The organism is Pseudomonas laurylsulfativorans (genome assembly GCF_002906155.1).
In the GTDB taxonomy this organism is placed as follows: Bacteria; Pseudomonadota; Gammaproteobacteria; order Pseudomonadales; family Pseudomonadaceae; genus Aquipseudomonas; species Aquipseudomonas laurylsulfativorans.
In genome coordinates, this window is the sequence record NZ_MUJK01000002.1 from 486,497 (window position 1) to 504,096 (window position 17,600).

Consider the following 17,600-nt stretch of genomic DNA (forward strand, 5'->3'; position numbering starts at 1 on the left):
CAGGCAAGGTTTAAAGGCCCTTCGTCGTCTTGCTTGTAAGAACCCGTCTGGGGCGGCACTCTCTAGGTTCTTAGCCGCCCGGATTTTTTGCTGGAGACCTGCTGATGACCGATATTGATGCACGCTTGCGCGAGGATGTTCACCTGTTGGGTGAGCTGCTGGGCAACACCATTCGTGAGCAATATGGCGACGATTTTCTCGACAAGATCGAGCAGATCCGCAAGGGCGCCAAGGCTGACCGGCGCGGTTCCATGGACGCCGAACTCAGCGCCAGCCTCAACCAGTTGTCCGAGGACGAATTGCTGCCGGTGGCGCGGGCGTTCAACCAGTTTCTCAACCTGGCCAATATCGCCGAGCAATACCAATTAATTCACCGCCGCGACGAATCCCAACAGGCGCCGTTCGAAGCCCGGGTACTGCCGGAGTTGCTCGCGCGTCTGCGCGCCGAGGGGCATGGCGCCGAAGCGCTGGCCCGGCAACTGGGCCGACTGGAGATCGAGCTGGTATTGACCGCGCATCCGACCGAAGTCGCGCGCCGCACGCTGATCCAGAAGTACGACGCCATCGCCGCGCAACTGGCGGCGCAGGATCACCGCGACCTGACCAGCGCCGAGCGCGAGCAGATCAAGACGACCTTGCAGCGTCTGATCGCCGAAGCCTGGCACACCGAAGAGATCCGCCGCACGCGTCCGACGCCGGTGGACGAGGCCAAGTGGGGGTTCGCGGTGATCGAGCACTCGCTGTGGCAGGCCATCCCCAATTATCTGCGTAAGGCCGATCAGGCCCTGCACGCGGCCACCGGCTTGCGCTTGCCGCTGGAAGCGGCGCCGATTCGCTTTGCCTCGTGGATGGGCGGCGACCGCGACGGCAACCCGAACGTGACGGCGGCGGTTACCCGTGAAGTACTGCTGTTGGCGCGCTGGATGGCGGCTGATTTGTACCTGCGGGATGTCGATCACCTGGCGGCTGAACTGTCGATGCAGCAGGCCAGCGATGAGCTGAAGGCCAAGGCGGGTGACAGCGCCGAACCCTACCGGGCTGTGCTCAAACAGCTGCGTGAACGCCTGCGGGCGACACGCAACTGGGCGCACGCCGCCTTGTCAACGCCAACGCCGGCACCGACCGATGTGCTGCAAAACAACCGCGAACTGCTCGATCCGCTGGAGCTTTGCTACCACTCGTTGCACGAGTGCGGCATGGGCGTGATTGCCGACGGACCGTTGCTCGATTGCCTGCGTCGGGCGGTGACCTTCGGCCTGTTCCTGGTACGTCTGGATGTGCGCCAGGACTCCTCGCGGCACACCGCGGCGATGACCGAAATCACCGACTACCTTGGCCTCGGCCGCTACGAAGACTGGAGTGAAGAAGAGCGTATCGCCTTCCTGATGCGCGAGCTGAGTAATCGTCGGCCCTTGTTGCCGGCGTACTTCAAGCCTTCCGCCGACACCGCTGAAGTGTTGGCGACCTGTCGGGAGATCGCTGCGGCACCGGGTGCGTCCCTCGGCTCCTATGTGATCTCAATGGCCGGTGCCGCCTCCGATGTGCTGGCGGTGCAATTGCTGCTCAAAGAGTCCGGCGTGCTGCGGCCTATGCGCGTGGTGCCGTTGTTCGAAACCCTGGCCGACCTCGACAACGCGGGGCCCGTGATTGAGAAACTGTTGCTGTTGCCGGGCTATCGCGCGCGCCTGCAAGGGCCGCAGGAAGTGATGATCGGCTACTCCGACTCGGCCAAGGACGCCGGCACCACCGCGGCGGCCTGGGCGCAGTACCGGGCGCAGGAGCGACTGGTGGATATCTGCCGTGAACAACAAGTGGAACTGCTGTTGTTCCATGGTCGCGGTGGCACCGTGGGGCGTGGCGGCGGCCCGGCCCACGCGGCGATCCTGTCGCAGCCACCGGGATCGGTAGCGGGGCGTTTCCGTACCACCGAACAGGGCGAAATGATTCGCTTCAAGTTCGGCCTGCCGGACATCGCCGAACAAAACCTCAACCTGTACCTGGCCGCCGTGCTTGAGGCGACCTTGCTGCCTCCACCGCCACCTACGCCCGAGTGGCGCCATTTGATGGACGAATTGGCCGCGGACGGTGTCAGCGCCTACCGCGCCGTGGTGCGGGAGAACCCGCAGTTCGTGGAGTATTTCCGCCAGTCCACGCCGGAACAGGAACTCGGTCGCTTGCCGTTGGGCAGTCGCCCGGCCAAGCGTCGGGCCGGGGGGATCGAAAGCCTTAGGGCTATTCCGTGGATCTTCGGCTGGACCCAAACGCGCCTGATGCTGCCAGCCTGGCTGGGTTGGGAAGCGGCCCTGAGCAAGGCACTGGAGCGTGGCGAAGGCGAACTGCTGGGGCAGATGCGTGAGCAGTGGCCATTCTTCCGCACCCGCATCGACATGCTGGAAATGGTCCTGGCCAAGGCGGATGCCGACATTGCGCAGTCCTACGATCAGCGTCTGGTCGAGCCGAATCTGTTGCCATTGGGTGCGCACTTACGCGACCTATTGTCGCAGGCGTGCACCATCGTTCTCGGCCTGACCGGGCAGTCGCAGCTGCTGGCACATAGCCCAGCGACCCTTGAGTTCATCCGGTTGCGCAACACTTACCTCGACCCGCTTCATCTATTGCAGGCCGAGTTGTTGGCCCGTTCACGAGTGCAGGACGTGGCGCAGGGCAGCCCGGTAGAACAGGCTTTGCTGGTGTCTGTGGCGGGGATTGCCGCCGGTTTGCGTAATACCGGCTAAGATTTTTGCCGTGGTATTGGGTGTCCGGCTCAACGGCCGGATGCCACCCGATGGCAGGCATAAAAGTGCGGCCAGGCGACAGTTAATGATGAGGTTGCGACTTGGGAAACTGCGCGCAATGGTCGCAAGAGACAGTGGTTTCTCCGACTTTTGGCGTCTTGTGTGGGCGCAGCCTGCTGTGTATCTTGATCAGCCTTTGGCCGTTTGGGCGGTCACGACCCTATTTTTGAGATTGGCCCCACGAGGCGAATCTGACGTTATCTATATAAAAAATTGAGGAGCACATCGATGCGCGTCATTCTGCTGGGAGCTCCCGGGGCCGGTAAAGGTACTCAGGCTAAGTTCATCACCGAAAAATTCGGCATTCCGCAAATCTCCACCGGCGACATGTTGCGTGCCGCGGTCAAGGCCGGCACCGAGCTGGGCATCAAGGCCAAGAGCATCATGGATGCCGGCGGCCTGGTGTCCGATGATCTGATCATCGCTCTGGTCAAGGACCGCATCGCCCAGTCCGACTGCGCCAACGGTTTCCTGTTCGACGGCTTCCCGCGCACCATTCCCCAGGCTGAAGCCCTGGTGACTGCTGGCGTCGAGCTCGATGCAGTGGTTGAAATCGCCGTCGAAGACGAAGAAATCGTCCAGCGTATCGCCGGTCGCCGTGTTCACGAGGCCAGCGGCCGCGTGTACCACATCGTCTACAACCCGCCGAAAGTAGCTGGTATTGACGACGTCAGCGGTGAAGAGCTGGTACAGCGCAAGGACGACACCGAAGAAACCGTACGTCATCGCCTGTCGGTCTACCACTCCCAGACCAAGCCGCTGGTGGATTTCTACCAGAAGCTGTCGGCTGCCAATGGCAAGCCGAAGTACAGCCACATCGAAGGCGTCGGTTCGGTTGAAGCGATCACCGCCAAGGTGCTTGCAGCCCTGAGCTGAAAAACCTGATTCGCTGCATCATCCACGGCCCGCTTGCGGGCCGTAGTTGTTTATACTGACGCACTTTTTCTGATCCCCCTTCTTACGGAAACATCGATGAGCACCTTGCTGGCCCTGGACACCGCGACTGAAGCTTGCTCCGTTGCCTTGCTGCATGACGGCAAGGTCACGAGCCATTACGAGGTGATCCCGCGCCTGCATGCGCAGAAGCTGTTGCCGATGATCAAGCAACTGCTGGCCGATGCGGGTACCACGCTGCAAGCAGTCGATGCCATTGCGTTTGGCCGGGGCCCGGGTGCCTTCACCGGCGTGCGTATTGCCATCGGCGTGGTGCAAGGCCTGGCATTTGCCCTGGATCGCCCCGTGCTGCCGGTGTCGAACCTGGCCGTGTTGGCGCAACGTGCGCTGCGCGAACACGGTGCCACTCAGGTCGCCGCTGCCATCGACGCGCGCATGGACGAAGTGTATTGGGGTTGCTACCGCGAAACGGCCGGGGAGATGCGTCTGGTCGGCGCTGAGGCGGTACTGCCACCGGAGTCGGCTGCATTGCCGGTCGATGCCAGTGGCGAGTGGTTTGGCGCGGGTACCGGGTGGGGTTATGGCGAGCGTATCGCCGTCAGCCTGAGCGGGCAGGACGCGGGCATGTTGCCCCATGCCGAAGACTTGCTGACCCTGGCGCGATTTGCCTGGGCACGCGGCGAGGCTATCGTGGCCGACGAGGCGCAGCCGGTTTACCTGCGGGACAAAGTGGCGACGCCGAAAGCGCGGTAGTTCAGCAGGTTCAGGGGCTTTTGTGGCGAGGGGGCTTGCCCCCGTTGCACTGCGCAGCAGTGCCAAAACTATAGAATTCGATTTGCCTGTCACACCGCATCAGCCGACCTGCGACTGCTACGCAGCCGAACGGGGGCAAGCCCCCTCGCCACAGTCGGTGTTCCAGATTCAGCCGATCGTCGTTTTCTAACCTCAGCTTTAAACCTTTTGCCTTTTATGTGTTCTAGTTATCACTCGGCGGTTTGCGAAGTGGGTATTGCGCCACTAAACTGCCATTACTGATTCCGAGCATGCACCTATGCGTATAGACGGCGTTTCCTCTCAGTCCTACCCCATCAAGCGTAAGCCAAGCAAAGGCCGCGTGGTGGAAGATGACGCCATTGATATCGAAGGCGAGCTGGAATTCCCGACTGAAGAGCAACTGGCTGCCCGCGCCGCCAAAGCCTCTGCGCAAAAACTGAGCAACCTTCCCGCCCGTCAGCAAGACATGATTTACCACCGTGCCATGAGCAAAAGTGTGGCGATGGCCCTGGCCAGCTACCTGAGCACCGCCGGTTTCGTCGATTGGGAAGCGGATGTGCTGGGTCTCGACCTGTACATCTGATGCTGCTGCCGTACTACCTCGGTTGCCCCTCCTGGAGCGAAAACGCCTGGCGCGATTACCTGTATCCGCCAGACGCCAAGACCGCAGACTTTCTTGAGCTCTATTCCCGGGTTTTCAATGCCGTGGAAGGCAACACGACCTTCTACGCGAGTCCGGCTGCCAGCACCGTGCAGCGTTGGGCCGAGACCATGCCCGAACACTTTCGCTTCACTGCCAAGTTTCCCGGCGAAATCAGTCACGGCGGCGATCTGCGCGAGCAACTGACCGCCGCCGAAACCTTCCTGCAACTGCTCAGCCCGCTCGGCGAGCGGGTGTCGCCACTGTGGTTGCAGCTTTCGAAAAGCTTCACGCCCCAGCGCTTGCCCGAACTGACCGGATTCATCGATGCGCTGCAGCGGCCACTGGCCGTGGAAGTGCGGCATGACGAGTTTTTCGCCAAGGGTGACAGCGAGCGAATGCTCAATCGCCTGCTGCTGGATCGCGGCGTCGAACGCATCTGTCTCGATCCCCGTGCGTTGTTCAGTTGCACCTCGACCGAGCCCTCGGTACTCCACGCCCAAGCGAAGAAACCCCGTGTGCCACCGCGTCCGACGGCCTTCACGTCATTCCCGCAGGTGCGCTTTATCGGCCATCCGACGCTTGAGGCCAACGATAGGTTTCTGGAACCCTGGGTCGAAAAAATCGCGGTGTGGATCGAAGAGGGCCGCACGCCGTATATCTTCCTGCACACGGCCGACAACTTGCTGGCCGCAAAACTGGCGCAGCGCTTTCACGCCAAACTGATGCTGCGTTTGCCTGGCCTGCCGGCGCTGCCTGAGCTATACAGAGAACCCGTCGCCGAGCAACTTGGCCTGCTCTGAGGCGGATTCTTTCCCCTCTTCAGGAGCCTGCCCAATGGATGCGCAAACCCTTCGAGCCCAGGCGTTCAAAGCCCTACATGAACGCCCCGGCGCTTTTGTGATTCCCAATCCGTGGGATGCCGGCTCGGCGAAAATGCTCGCCAGCCTTGGCTTCGAGGCGCTGGCGACCACCAGTGCCGGTTATGCCTTTTCCCAGGGCCGCGCCGATGGTGGATTGACCCTCGACGATACCCTGTTGAACGTTAAGGCGATCGTCGCCGCCGCTGACTTGCCGGTTGCAGTCGACCTGGAAAACGGCTTTGCCGACAACCCGGCTGATTGCGCCAAAAGCATCTTGCGCGCTGCCGAGGCTGGAGCCGTCGGTGGTTCGATTGAAGATGCCACCGGCCGCGAAGAAGGCCCGATCTATTGTTTCGAACACGCCGTGGCGCGAATCGAGGCCTCTGTGGCCGCTGCTCGCAGTTTGCCGTTCCCCTTCACATTGACGGCCCGGGCGGAAAACTTCCTGCACGGCAATCCCGATCTGGCCGACACCATCCGCCGCTTGCAGGCATTCGCCGAGGCCGGTGCCGATGTGCTTTACGCACCCGGTCTGCGCAGCGCCGAGGATGTATTGGCGGTGGTGCGCGCGGTGGCGCCAAAACCGGTGAATGTGTTGATGTCGGGCGGCTTGAAGCTGACGGTCGCGCAGTTGGGGGAAATGGGCGTCAAACGTATCAGCGTCGGTTCCGCGCTGGCATTGGCGGCCTATGGTGAATTCTTCCGCGCCGCCGAGGAAATCCAGACATCGGGCACGTTTGGTTTCACGTCCCGGTCGATGCCGTACCAGAAGGCCAATCAGTTCTTCAAAGGCTGAGGATCAGGCAGCGATACGCAGGTTCTGCAGGATGATCGGGCGTGCCCAGCCGTTATCGAAATCGAGCTGTTTCTGCTGTTCCACGCGTTCTTCTGGCGAGAACGGCGGGAACGGTTTGTCGAGCAGGTCGAGCTCGAACTCGGCAATCGGCAGGCGCAGCGGACGCGGTTGCGGGGCAGGGCCGGCTTCGTATACCGGCTGACCGGCGTTGAGCACGATCGGGCGTACCCAGCCGCTTTCGAAGTCTTGCTGTTTTTGCTGGGCGACGATTTCGTCTGCCGGGAACGGTGGGCGGGGCTTGTCGGCCAGTTCCATTTCGAATTCGGCAATCGGCAGGAACAGCGGCTCGGGTGGACGAACCTGGGTGTCCTTCACATCGCACTCGCGCTGGGACACGATGTGCTCCAGCAGCTCGCTGCCGACAGTCGGCTCCACAGGGCTTTCGAGATCGACCGGTGGGAAATTCAACGATTCAGGCAGCACATCACCCGACTGATCGGCCAGCGCACGGGCAAAGAAATCCTGCCAGATGTGACTGACACCGCTCAGTGCCTGGGTGTTTCGCAGGTTGTAATTGCCGTAGGGCGATATAAAACCTGTGATTGTGGGTTGAATGTCTGACATTTCTCTCGGTCGACGCTCAGCTCTGGCAAAATGCTCGATAGTTTTGTTATCGGCAGTTTTTGCCGATCATTAATTTTTTGAGCGTGTTTTCCGATGATTGATCAACCTGCGGCCTGCCGCATCCATGTCCAGGCCCTGGACGCGGCTTTCGAGCCACAAGCCGAGCAATGGGCCGAGCGCCTGGGCTTGCCGATGCAAGTGGCGGACGGCGAGTTTGCCCTGCAGGTGGGTGACCAGGGTTTGCAGTTGCAGCAGCTGGGGCCGGATGCGCCGGGGCCGGTGCGGGTGGATTTCGTCGAGGGCGGTGCGGCCCATCGCCGGTTGTACGGCGGTGGCAGCGGGCAGATGATCGCCAAGGCCGTCGGTGTCGCCCAGGGCGTGCGCCCGCGGGTACTGGATGCGACGGCGGGGCTGGGCAAAGACGCGTTCGTGTTGGCCAGCCTTGGTTGCGAGATGAGCCTGATCGAGCGTCAGCCGCTGATCGGCGCCTTGCTGGAGGATGGCCTGGCCCGTGGCGCGGAAGATTTCGACGTGGCGCCGATCGTGGCGCGCATGCGCTTGCTCAAGGGCAATTCGATCGAGGTCATGCGCAATTGGGAAGGCGAACCGCCGCAGGTGATCTACCTTGACCCGATGTTCCCGCACCGCGAGAAAACCGCGCTGGTGAAAAAGGAAATGCGCCTGTTCCGCCCACTGGTGGGCGATGACCCGGATGCGCCGGCACTGCTCGAAGCCGCCTTGGCCCTGGCCAGCCACCGGGTGGTGGTCAAGCGCCCGCGCAAAGCGCCGTGCATCGAAGGGCCGAAGCCGAGTCATGCGCTGGATGGCAAGTCCAGTCGGTATGACATTTATCCGAAGAAGGCTTTGAAGCCTTAAGACCAAGTCGCCTTCATCGCTGGCAAGCCAGCTCCTACAGGTTCTGTGTCGGGCCCAAGACTTGGGAGCACCCCCGTACCCTGTAGGCGCTGGCTTGCCAGCGATAGCGTCAGATCAGCCAGCCTATATCTGTCAGGGCTCACTCCGGCCGATAAGCCCGCATAAACAACCCCACCACTTCCCGCACATGGCTCTCCGCCGCCTCGCCCACCGGCGGTTCGCCGCAGCCATACAGCAAGCGAAAGTTCCCCGCCCCCTTGAGCAGGCAGAAGAAGTGCTCGGCTGCGTTGTGTGGCTTGTCGATGCGCAGCACGCCACTTTCATCGATCTTGCTCAGCAGGCGTTCCATGCCGTGGAGCATGCGCTGCGGCCCGGCCTCGAAGAATATTTGCGCGAGTTTTGGGTCCTGGCTGCCCAGGGTCATCATCAAGCGGTGCAGGTTTACTGATTCATCACTGTTGATCAGGTGATGAAAACCGCGCGCGATGTTCAGCAGCACGGTTTCCACCGCCACGCCTTCCGGCAATTCGAAAAACAGCGGCGGCAACTGCTCCTCGCACTTGGCCACCACGGCGGCGGAGAACAGCGTCTCCTTGTCGTTGAAATGGCTATAGACCGTCAGCTTCGACACACCGGCCTCGGCTGCGACGGCATCCATGCTGGTATTGGCATAACCCTTACTCAGAAACAGCGTTTTCGCCGCATCGAGAATCGCCTGGCGCTTGACCAGATCCTTGGGTCTGCCTGGGCCATTGGGTGCTGAAGGATAGTTTGGCATATTCGTTTTTATTACTGGACTGGTGAGTTTGCTATTAATAACATACTGCTCAGTATAATTATTCCAAGCACCATTAGCGAAAGGTCCTTCACCATGTTCCGCTATGCCTTGCCCCTCGCGTTGCCAGTTACCCTGGCTTTTTTATTGTCTGCGTGTGGTCACGAAGAAGCGCCGCAAGTCAGCGTGCGCCCGGCCATGGTGGTCCAGCCAGAGCCTTCGGCGCAGTCCATGGAAAGCTATCCCGGTGAAGTTCGTGCACGTTATGAGCCGGACCTGGCGTTCCGCATCGGCGGTAAAGTCAGCCGACGACTGGTGGAAGAGGGGCAGCGGGTCAAGGCCGATCAACCCTTGGCAGAGCTCGACCCACAGGACGTGCGCCTGCAACTGGAGGCCACACGCGCCCAGGTCGCCGCCGCTGAAGCCAATTTGAGCATGGTGCGTGCCGAACGTGATCGCTATAAAACCCTGATGGAGCGTCAGCTGGTCAGCCGTTCGCAGTACGACAATCACGAAAACCTCTACCGCTCCGGCGAAGCGCGCCTCAAGCAAATCAAAGCCGAATTTAACGTTTCCAATAACCAGGCCAGTTACGCCGTGTTGCGGGCGCCGCAGGACGGCGTCGTGGCAAAGCGTCTGGTGGAAGTCGGGCAAGTCGTGGCCGCCGGGCAAACGGTGTTCACCCTGGCCACCGATGGCGAGCGTGAAGTGTTGATCAGCCTGCCGGAGCAGAACTTCGGCCGCTTCAAGGTCGGTGGGCCGGTGGCGGTGGAACTCTGGACCCAGCCCAACCAGCGTTTCGAAGGGCGCATCCGTGAACTGTCGCCGTCAGCCGACCCCAAGTCGCGCACCTTCGCGGCGCGTATCGCCTTCAATTCCGGCACAGTACCTGTCGAACTGGGCCAGAGCGCCCGGGTGTTCGTGCAGGCTGCCGACGTGGTCCCGCTGTCCGTTCCGCTCTCAGCGCTGACGGCGGAAAACGGCGTGACCTATGTCTGGGTCGTGAGCGCCAACAACACCTTGAAAAAGACCCCGGTGCGCGTGGGTGCCTTCGGCGAGAAAACCGTACCGGTGCTTGAAGGACTCAACGCCAGCGACTGGGTAGTGGCCGCCGGCGTTCATGTGCTACTCGAAGGGCAGCAGGTGCGCCCGGTGGATCGCTCCAATCGCGTGGTCAATCTGGCGGACAAGGAGTAAGCCCCGATGCGCTTCAACGTTTCCGAATGGGCGCTGCGTAATCGCCAGATCGTCCTGTTCCTGATGCTGTTGCTGGCCATCGTCGGCGCACTGTCCTACACCAAGCTCGGCCAGAGCGAAGATCCGCCGTTCACCTTCAAGGCCATGGTGATTCGCACCAACTGGCCGGGCGCGACCGCCGAGGAAGTCTCGCGCCAGGTCACCGAACGCATCGAAAAAAAGCTGATGGAAACCGGCGAGTACGAGCGCATTGTCTCGTTCTCGCGGCCCGGGGAATCTCAGGTCACCTTCATTGCGCGTGATTCCATGCACTCGGCAGAGATCCCGGAGCTCTGGTATCAGGTGCGCAAAAAGATCAGCGACATCCGTCATACCTTGCCGCCGGGGATTCAGGGGCCGTTCTTCAACGATGAATTCGGCACCACTTTCGGCAACATCTACGCCCTGACCGGCGCAGGTTTCGACTACGCCGTGCTCAAGGATTACGCCGACCGCATCCAGATCCAGCTGCAACGGGTCAAGGATGTGGGCAAGGTCGAGTTGCTGGGGTTGCAGGACGAGAAAATCTGGATCGAGCTCTCCAATGTCAAGCTCGCCACCCTCGGCTTGCCGCTGGCGGCCGTCCAGCAAGCCCTTGAAGAACAGAACGCGGTGTCCACGGCAGGCTTCTTCGAAACCAGCAGCGAGCGATTGCAGCTACGGGTGACGGGGAATTTTCATAAGGTCGACGAGATCAAGAACTTCCCGATTCGCGTCGGTGATCGCACTTTCCGCATCTCTGATGTGGCCGATGTGCGGCGTGGTTTCAATGATCCACCGGCGCCGCGCATGCGCTTCATGGCGCAAGATGCCATCGGCCTGGCGGTAGCGATGAAGGACGGTGGAGACATTCTGGTGCTGGGCAAGGCACTGGAAGTCGAATTCGCCCGCATCCAGAAAAACCTCCCGGCCGGTATGGAACTGCGCAAAGTCTCCGACCAGCCGGCTGCGGTGAAAACCGGTGTTGGCGAGTTCGTGCAAGTGCTGGTCGAGGCGCTGGCCATCGTGTTGGTGGTGAGCTTCTTCTCCCTCGGCGTACGCACTGGCATGGTGGTGGCCCTGGCCATTCCGCTGGTGCTGGCGATGACGTTTGCCAGCATGTATTACCTTGGCATCGGCCTGCACAAGATTTCCCTGGGTGCATTGGTTCTGGCGCTGGGCCTGCTGGTGGACGACGCGATCATCGCCGTGGAAATGATGGCGATCAAAATGGAGCAGGGTTTCGACCGGGTCAAAGCCGCGAGTTACGCCTGGACCAGTACCGCGTTCCCGATGCTCACCGGTACGCTGATCACCGCGGCCGGCTTCCTGCCGATTGCCACGGCGCAATCGGGCACTGGTGAATACACCCGTTCGATCTTCGAAGTGGTCACCATCGCGCTGTTGGCGTCGTGGGTGGTCGCGGTGGTCTTCGTGCCGTATCTCGGGGAAAAGCTCCTGCCGGACCTGGCGAAGATTCATGCCGCCAAGCACGGTGCCGGCCAGCCCGATCCGTATGGCACACCGTTTTATCAGCGCGTCCGGCGTCTGGTGGAGTGGTGCGTGCGCTGGCGCAAAACCGTGATCGGGGCGACCGTGGTGTTGTTCATTGCCTCTATCGTGCTGTTCAAGTTCGTACCGCAGCAATTCTTCCCGGCATCGGGTCGACTGGAGTTGATGGTCGACCTGAAACTGGCCGAAGGCGCTTCGCTGAGCAATACCGCCGACGAGGTCAAGCGTCTCGAAGCGCTGCTCAAGGACAAGGCCGGGATCGACAATTACGTGGCCTACGTCGGCACCGGTTCGCCGCGTTTTTACCTGCCGCTGGATCAGCAACTGCCGGCGGCGAGCTTCGCCCAGTTTGTCGTCCTGGCAAAAACCATCGAGGAACGCGAAACCCTGCGCACCTGGCTGATCTCAACCCTCAACGAACAATTCCCAGCGCTGCGCTCGCGGGTCACACGTCTGGAAAACGGTCCGCCAGTGGGTTACCCGGTGCAGTTTCGCGTGACGGGGGAGCACATCGAGGAGGTGCGGGCGCTGGCGCGCAAAGTGGCGGCCAAGGTTCGCGAGAACCCGCATGTGGTCAACGTTCACCTGGATTGGGAAGAACCGAGCAAGGTGGTGTACCTGAACATCGATCAGGACCGCGCGCGGGCACTGGGCGTCAGTACGGCGAACCTGTCGAAGTTCCTGCAAAGCTCCTTGACCGGTTCCAGCGTCAGCCAATACCGTGAAGACAACGAGTTGATCGAAATCCTGCTGCGCGGCACCTTGCATGAGCGCACCGAACTGTCGTTGTTGCCGAGCCTGGCGGTGCCGACCGATAACGGTCGCAGTGTCGCGCTATCGCAGATCGCGACCCTGGAGTACGGCTTCGAAGAGGGCATCATCTGGCACCGCAATCGCCTGCCCAACGTGACGGTTCGTGCCGACATCTATGACAAGCAGCAACCGGCTACGCTGGTGCAGCAGATCATGCCGACCCTCGATCCGATCCGCGCTGAATTGCCGGATGGCTACTTGCTGGATGTCGGCGGCACGGTGGAAGACTCCGCGCGCGGACAGAACTCGGTGAAGGCCGGCGTGCCGTTGTTTATCGTGGTGGTGCTGACCTTGCTGATGCTGCAGCTGCGAAGTTTTTCGCGTACGGCGATGGTGTTTCTGACGGCGCCCTTGGGCTTGATTGGCGTCACGCTGTTCTTGCTGGTGTTCCGTCAGCCGTTCGGTTTCGTGGCCATGCTGGGGACCATCGCGTTGTCCGGGATGATCATGCGTAACTCGGTGATTCTGGTGGATCAGATTGAGCAGGATATCGCGGCCGGGTTGAAGCCTTGGCAGGCGATCATCGAGGCGACGGTGCGGCGGTTTCGGCCGATTGTGTTGACGGCGCTGGCGGCGGTGTTGGCGATGATTCCGTTGTCGCGCAGTGTGTTTTTCGGGCCGATGGCGGTGGCGATCATGGGGGGATTGATTGTGGCTACGGCGTTGACGCTGCTGTTTTTGCCTGCGCTTTATGCGGCTTGGTTTCGGGTCAGGAAGGAGACCGTTTGACCGGGTACATATCCGTTGTTTAGGTAACGGCGGCTTATGGTTTCGCCCTTACGGCGAGTCCCTTTTGGCAAACGCCCCAAAAGGAACCAAAAGGTCTCGCCCCTTTCGTACGGCCCCTCGCTAAGGCTCGGGGTTCCTTCGCTCCGGTATCCATCCGGGGACACTGCCCTCCAGTCGGCTTCGCTTCGACCTACATTCAGCGTGTTCGACTGCGTCGAACGGCGCTGCGCGCCCATCCCCGGATGAACACCGGAACGAGGCCTCCCGAGGGGGCGGGTGGATCAAGATCAAGAGCTGCAGGCGAGCTAACGCTCGGCCTGATGAGTGGTGAAGAGCACGGGTGTACGCCGATCAACTGTAGGAGCTGGCTTGCCAGCGATGGCGGCCTGCCAGCCAACCAATTCCTCACAGATGTACCCAATCCAATTGTAGGAGTGAGCCTGCTCGCGAAGACTGCCCAACAGTCAATAGTGTTTATCGCCAATGCCAACCATTCAGACCATTCCCACAAGACTTTCAGCTTGCCCGTCGGAAGCCCGTTCTCTAGCCTCTGACGGTCGCTGCCAATTCAGCGACCGGGACTGCAAGCCCGCCAATAGTTTGTTAGGCGCCCACTGGCGCACCTATAATCGTGGCGCTTTTTAGCGACCACCGATTTATGGTGGCTGTGTGCGGGAGATCTTCGGGTCTGCCGAGGTTGCCTAACGACTCGGTCTTGCAGACCTGCACACAGCTGCCACCCATCATCTGCAAGTGATGCTGGCTGCTCCAACTTTCGTTAGGAGCTTCACAATGATCAAACCCAGCCCAAACCCCCCGGCTTCAGAGCCCGAAGAGCAAATCGGCACTTCAAGTCGCCCCTGTCCAATTTTCACCATCCGCCCTGGCATTAATTCCGAAACGCTGCTGGTCCACGCCTACGAAACCCTCGCCTCGGCCAGCGTGATGGCGACTGAGTTGTCATCCATCCTGACCGGCCCAATGACCGGCCCAACCTGCAATCTGGCACTCGGCATTCAGCAGATGATCGTCCTGGCGCAGCTATCAGTGAACCGCGTCCTCGATCAGCTGGAGCCGCAGCAATAGTAAAAGGAAAAAGCCCGCTGATCCTGTACCAACCAGCGGGCCTCCATTGTTCCTACATCTATCTCGGACCCGTCTGATATTGAGGCTAAAAAGCTCAGGTGTTGTACTCAGAGACCGGTTTCACGCATGTTTGAGACAGCTCCATGAAAAATCCACCCACATTGAGGGGGCGGTCCGATCCGGTGTTTGATCGGCTGCTGCGATCGCCCCACAAGGAACGCCTTTCGCAATACCTCGCTTTGCTCAAGCCTCTGGACGATCAGGGGCGTTACCTGCCGTTCGATTCATTGCGCTATCGCTGGGCGCCTGGGCTGGATTCGAGTCTGTGCTGGGCCTTGGTCAAGAAAGCGCGGACTGCACAGTACTCGAACCTTTTGCCATTGGGCGAACCCACGTGCTGGCTGAAATTCATACTGACGCCGCAGGCGCAAAAAGCCATTTCCGTGGTGGATCGCCAAGCGACAACCGCGGTGCTGGAATACATGACCGGCCAGATTGGCGAGCGCGCTCATTTCAGCTATTTGCTCAATGATCTGATCGAAGACGAGGCCATCAGCAGCAGCCAGCTCGAAGGTGCGGCCACCACGACGCGGGTGGCCAAGGACATGCTCAAGCGCCATCGCTTGCCGCGCACGCCGGATGAGCGAATGGTCATTGGTAACTACAAGATGATGAACTTCGCCTGGGAGCAGCGATACGAGCCACTGAGCGTTGAGCTGATTGCAGCCATGCATCGGGTTGGCGTCGAAGGAATCGACGATTCGCGGTACTCGCCTGGGGCATTCAGGACCAACGATGACGTCGTCGTCCAGGATGGCGAGGGCAACACAGTGCATTCGCCACCACCAGCAGCAGGGCTTGTGTCACGTTTGCAGGTGCTGACCCAGTGGATCAACCAAACCCACAACAACCTTCATCAAGCGGACTACCTTCACCCATTGATCAAAGCCATCGCGCTGCATTTTGTCCTGGGTTACGAGCATCCCTTTCGTGACGGCAACGGTCGGGTGGCACGTGCGTTGTTTTACTGGTTCATGTTCAAAAATGATTACTCGGCATTTCGCTATATCGCCATCAGTGTTTTGTTGCGCAATGCGCCGTTGAAGTACGGGCGGTCGTATTTGAATACCGAGGCGGACGACCTGGATCTGACGTACTTCATCGATTTCCAGTGTTCGGTGGTGTTGCGCGCTGTGGGCAGTTTTACCGAGGCGTATCGGAAAAGTCTGAGCGATGCGCAGCTATTTGATTGCTGGTTGCGTGAAAGTGGTTTTCTGAACCAGCTCACCGAGAAACAGCGGGCGTTGTTTCAAGTGGCCAGAAGCGGAATGGCCAAGGAGTTCACTGCGGTCAACGTGAAGGAAAATCTGGGTTGTTCCTACAACACAGCATCAGCCACGCTCAATGGACTGGTCGCGTTGAAGCTGTTCGAGAAACGCAAGATGGGGCGCGAGTGGGTGTTCTTTCTAAGACCCGTGGCCTGAAACTTTGTGGGAGCAAGACTGCTCCCACAGGTTTTGTGTCGCGGCTCAGAGCGTGCCAAACACCTTCTTCGCCAAACTGGTCGCCGCAGCTGCAGGGTTCTGGCGGATGGCTTCTTCCTGTTTGCCGATCATTTCGAACAAGCCATTCAACGCCTGCTCGGTGACGTAGTTTTCGACGTTGGCATTCTTCGCGTCCACTACGCCCATGGTCGCCGCTTGTCCGGCGAACGAGTTGTACTGCTGGGCCAGGCCAACCTTGTCGGTGGCTTGCTTGACGATAGGCAGGAACTTGGCGCGGATCTGTTCGCGGCTGGTCTTGTTCAGGTATTGGGTGGCCGAGTCGTTGCCGCCGCTGAGGATGCCCTTGGCGTCTTCCACGGTCATTTTCTTCACCGCATCGACAAGGATTGGCTGGGCCTGTGTCACGGCGGTTTCCGCCGCTTTGTTCATGCTGGCTTCCAGTTCATCGACCTGATCACCCATGCCGAACTGTTTCATCTTGCTCGCGACCTTGCCCAGCTTGCCCGGCAGTTCGATTTTTACGTCGGGGTTGTTGCTGAAGCCGCCCGGGGTGCCGAGTTGTTTCACGGCCAGTTGCGCGCCTTGGGTCAGTGCGTCCTTGAGTCCACCGGTGGCGTCTTTCTGCGACAGATCGGTGAGGGACAGCGCCAGTGCGTTGGCACAAATCATCAAGCCTGCACACAGGCTGGCAAAGCGGAGGGTAGGGCGGAACATGACAGCTTCCTTGTTCGAAAGAGGAAATTAGCGGACGGCGTCGACGCGGATTTTCAGCGGTTGCGGGTCTTTGTCATCGAGTTGCACAGCGTGGTTTTCGGTCGTGATGAACATCAACTTGCCGTCGACTTCGATACGGGCGCTGACTGAGTAGCGATGACCCGGTTTGATCTGGGCAGGATCGTAACTCAGATGGAAGGCTAACGGCACCTGGCCTTTGACCTGGCCTTTCTGTTCATCGAGAACGACAGCGGGCGCATCCATTAGCGATACGTCCTGCAAGCTGACACTCAAGGTGGCGGTAGGTGGCAACGCGATGCGTTGCAGATAAAAGACTTCGCCGTCGAGGCTGGCTTTCGGGGCAGGTTGCATGGACTGGCAGGCGCCGAGCAAAACAGTAAGCCCAAGGAGTGAGCGTTTTTTCATGAGGCGTATCCTTGTCGTTGGCGCCGAAGAAGACCGGCGCCAACGACAATTTAACGGATTTTACCGGGGATATCGCCCAACTTGCCTCGGGGGTGTTCTCAGACGAGGCTGACCAGCACTTCCTGTTCCTTTACATAATCGACACCCAGTTCCACCGGGTGTTGTTGAGTGGTGGCGAAGAGCAGACGGTCTTCGAGGGTGATGCTCGCGCTGATTGCATAGGTATGGCCAGGCAGGACATCTGCATGCTTGTACGTCAGGTTGAAGTTCAGCCCGACTTTTTCTGCATTGGGGGTGATCTGTACGGCCAGTTCCTTCGCGACGACATCTTGCAGGCTGACATCCAGCAAGCGGACATGAAGCGTCGAGTTAGGCGTCAGCGCAATCCTTTCCAGGAAGTGCACTTTGCCACCAATGGTCTTTACGGTTTCGCTGCTCATATTGATTTCCTTATCGATTGATCGTCGGTAGTGACGAGCGTCCAGAATAGGGGCGGGGCAGCGATTTCTATGTAGGGGAACTCCTGCAAGCAGGGGCGAAGAGGGGGTGGCATGAGTCAGAAG

Annotated in this window: 16 protein-coding genes; 11 read left to right on the forward strand and 5 right to left on the reverse strand. The window is 60.2% G+C overall.

Annotated elements, in window-relative coordinates; genetic code table 11:
• Positions 1-104: 104 nt before the first annotated feature.
• The 6 genes from ppc (at position 105) to B0D71_RS08585 (ending at position 6,762) form a co-directional block, all read left to right on the forward strand.
• Positions 105-2,735, forward strand: coding sequence for a phosphoenolpyruvate carboxylase (ppc, locus tag B0D71_RS08560; RefSeq protein WP_103394394.1), 2,631 nt, complete (start codon positions 105-107; stop codon positions 2,733-2,735).
• 288 nt (positions 2,736-3,023) lie between these two features.
• Positions 3,024-3,671, forward strand: a complete 648-nt coding sequence (adk, locus tag B0D71_RS08565) for an adenylate kinase (protein ID WP_103394395.1) — start codon at positions 3,024-3,026, stop codon at positions 3,669-3,671.
• A gap of 96 nt (positions 3,672-3,767) precedes the next feature.
• Positions 3,768-4,442, forward strand: coding sequence for a tRNA (adenosine(37)-N6)-threonylcarbamoyltransferase complex dimerization subunit type 1 TsaB (gene tsaB, locus B0D71_RS08570; RefSeq protein WP_103394396.1), 675 nt, complete (start codon positions 3,768-3,770; stop codon positions 4,440-4,442).
• 298 nt (positions 4,443-4,740) lie between these two features.
• Positions 4,741-5,046, forward strand: coding sequence for a hypothetical protein (locus tag B0D71_RS08575; protein WP_103394397.1), 306 nt, complete (start codon positions 4,741-4,743; stop codon positions 5,044-5,046).
• On the forward strand, positions 5,046-5,906 hold the full coding sequence (locus B0D71_RS08580) for a DUF72 domain-containing protein (RefSeq protein WP_103394398.1): 861 nt from the start codon (positions 5,046-5,048) through the stop codon (positions 5,904-5,906). Before B0D71_RS08575 ends, B0D71_RS08580 begins: the two co-directional genes overlap by 1 nt.
• A gap of 34 nt (positions 5,907-5,940) precedes the next feature.
• Complete coding sequence (locus B0D71_RS08585; RefSeq protein WP_103394399.1) at positions 5,941-6,762, forward strand: isocitrate lyase/PEP mutase family protein; 822 nt, start codon at positions 5,941-5,943, stop codon at positions 6,760-6,762.
• 3 nt (positions 6,763-6,765) lie between these two features.
• On the opposite strand, the gene B0D71_RS08590 is transcribed toward B0D71_RS08585, so the two are convergent.
• Entirely contained in the window at positions 6,766-7,386 is a 621-nt protein-coding gene (locus tag B0D71_RS08590; RefSeq protein WP_103394400.1) for an energy transducer TonB, read from the reverse strand.
• 93 nt (positions 7,387-7,479) lie between these two features.
• Between B0D71_RS08590 and B0D71_RS08595 the strand changes: the two genes are divergently transcribed.
• A complete protein-coding gene (locus B0D71_RS08595; RefSeq protein WP_008019582.1) occupies positions 7,480-8,262 on the forward strand; it encodes a class I SAM-dependent methyltransferase in 783 nt (260 codons plus the stop codon).
• Positions 8,263-8,401: 139 nt separating this feature from the next.
• Here the strand turns inward: B0D71_RS08595 and B0D71_RS08600 are convergent, their stop codons facing one another.
• Positions 8,402-9,040, reverse strand: coding sequence for a TetR/AcrR family transcriptional regulator (locus tag B0D71_RS08600; RefSeq protein ID WP_103394401.1), 639 nt, complete (start codon positions 9,038-9,040; stop codon positions 8,402-8,404).
• Between the two features lie 93 nt (positions 9,041-9,133).
• Between B0D71_RS08600 and B0D71_RS08605 the strand changes: the two genes are divergently transcribed.
• From B0D71_RS08605 to B0D71_RS08625, 4 genes are all read left to right on the forward strand, one after another.
• Complete coding sequence (locus B0D71_RS08605) at positions 9,134-10,234, forward strand: efflux RND transporter periplasmic adaptor subunit (protein WP_103394402.1); 1,101 nt, start codon at positions 9,134-9,136, stop codon at positions 10,232-10,234.
• 6 nt (positions 10,235-10,240) lie between these two features.
• Positions 10,241-13,306: an efflux RND transporter permease subunit gene (locus B0D71_RS08610; protein WP_103394403.1), complete on the forward strand. Its 3,066-nt coding sequence runs from the start codon at positions 10,241-10,243 to the stop codon at positions 13,304-13,306.
• Positions 13,307-14,098: 792 nt separating this feature from the next.
• Entirely contained in the window at positions 14,099-14,392 is a 294-nt protein-coding gene (locus tag B0D71_RS08620; protein ID WP_103394404.1) for a DUF6124 family protein, read from the forward strand.
• A 143-nt stretch (positions 14,393-14,535) separates the two neighbouring features.
• On the forward strand, positions 14,536-15,876 hold the full coding sequence (locus B0D71_RS08625; RefSeq protein WP_103394405.1) for a Fic family protein: 1,341 nt from the start codon (positions 14,536-14,538) through the stop codon (positions 15,874-15,876).
• Positions 15,877-15,921: 45 nt separating this feature from the next.
• Here B0D71_RS08625 and B0D71_RS08630 read toward each other — a convergent pair whose 3' ends face one another.
• The 3 genes from B0D71_RS08630 to B0D71_RS08640 all read right to left on the reverse strand — a co-directional run bounded on the left by B0D71_RS08630 (position 15,922) and on the right by B0D71_RS08640 (position 17,477).
• Positions 15,922-16,611, reverse strand: coding sequence for a DUF4197 domain-containing protein (locus B0D71_RS08630; RefSeq protein ID WP_103394406.1), 690 nt, complete (start codon positions 16,609-16,611; stop codon positions 15,922-15,924).
• Between the two features lie 27 nt (positions 16,612-16,638).
• Positions 16,639-17,037, reverse strand: coding sequence for a YbaY family lipoprotein (locus tag B0D71_RS08635; protein WP_103394407.1), 399 nt, complete (start codon positions 17,035-17,037; stop codon positions 16,639-16,641).
• A gap of 98 nt (positions 17,038-17,135) precedes the next feature.
• Complete coding sequence (locus B0D71_RS08640) at positions 17,136-17,477, reverse strand: YbaY family lipoprotein (protein WP_103394408.1); 342 nt, start codon at positions 17,475-17,477, stop codon at positions 17,136-17,138.
• Between the last annotated feature and the right edge of the window lie 123 nt (positions 17,478-17,600).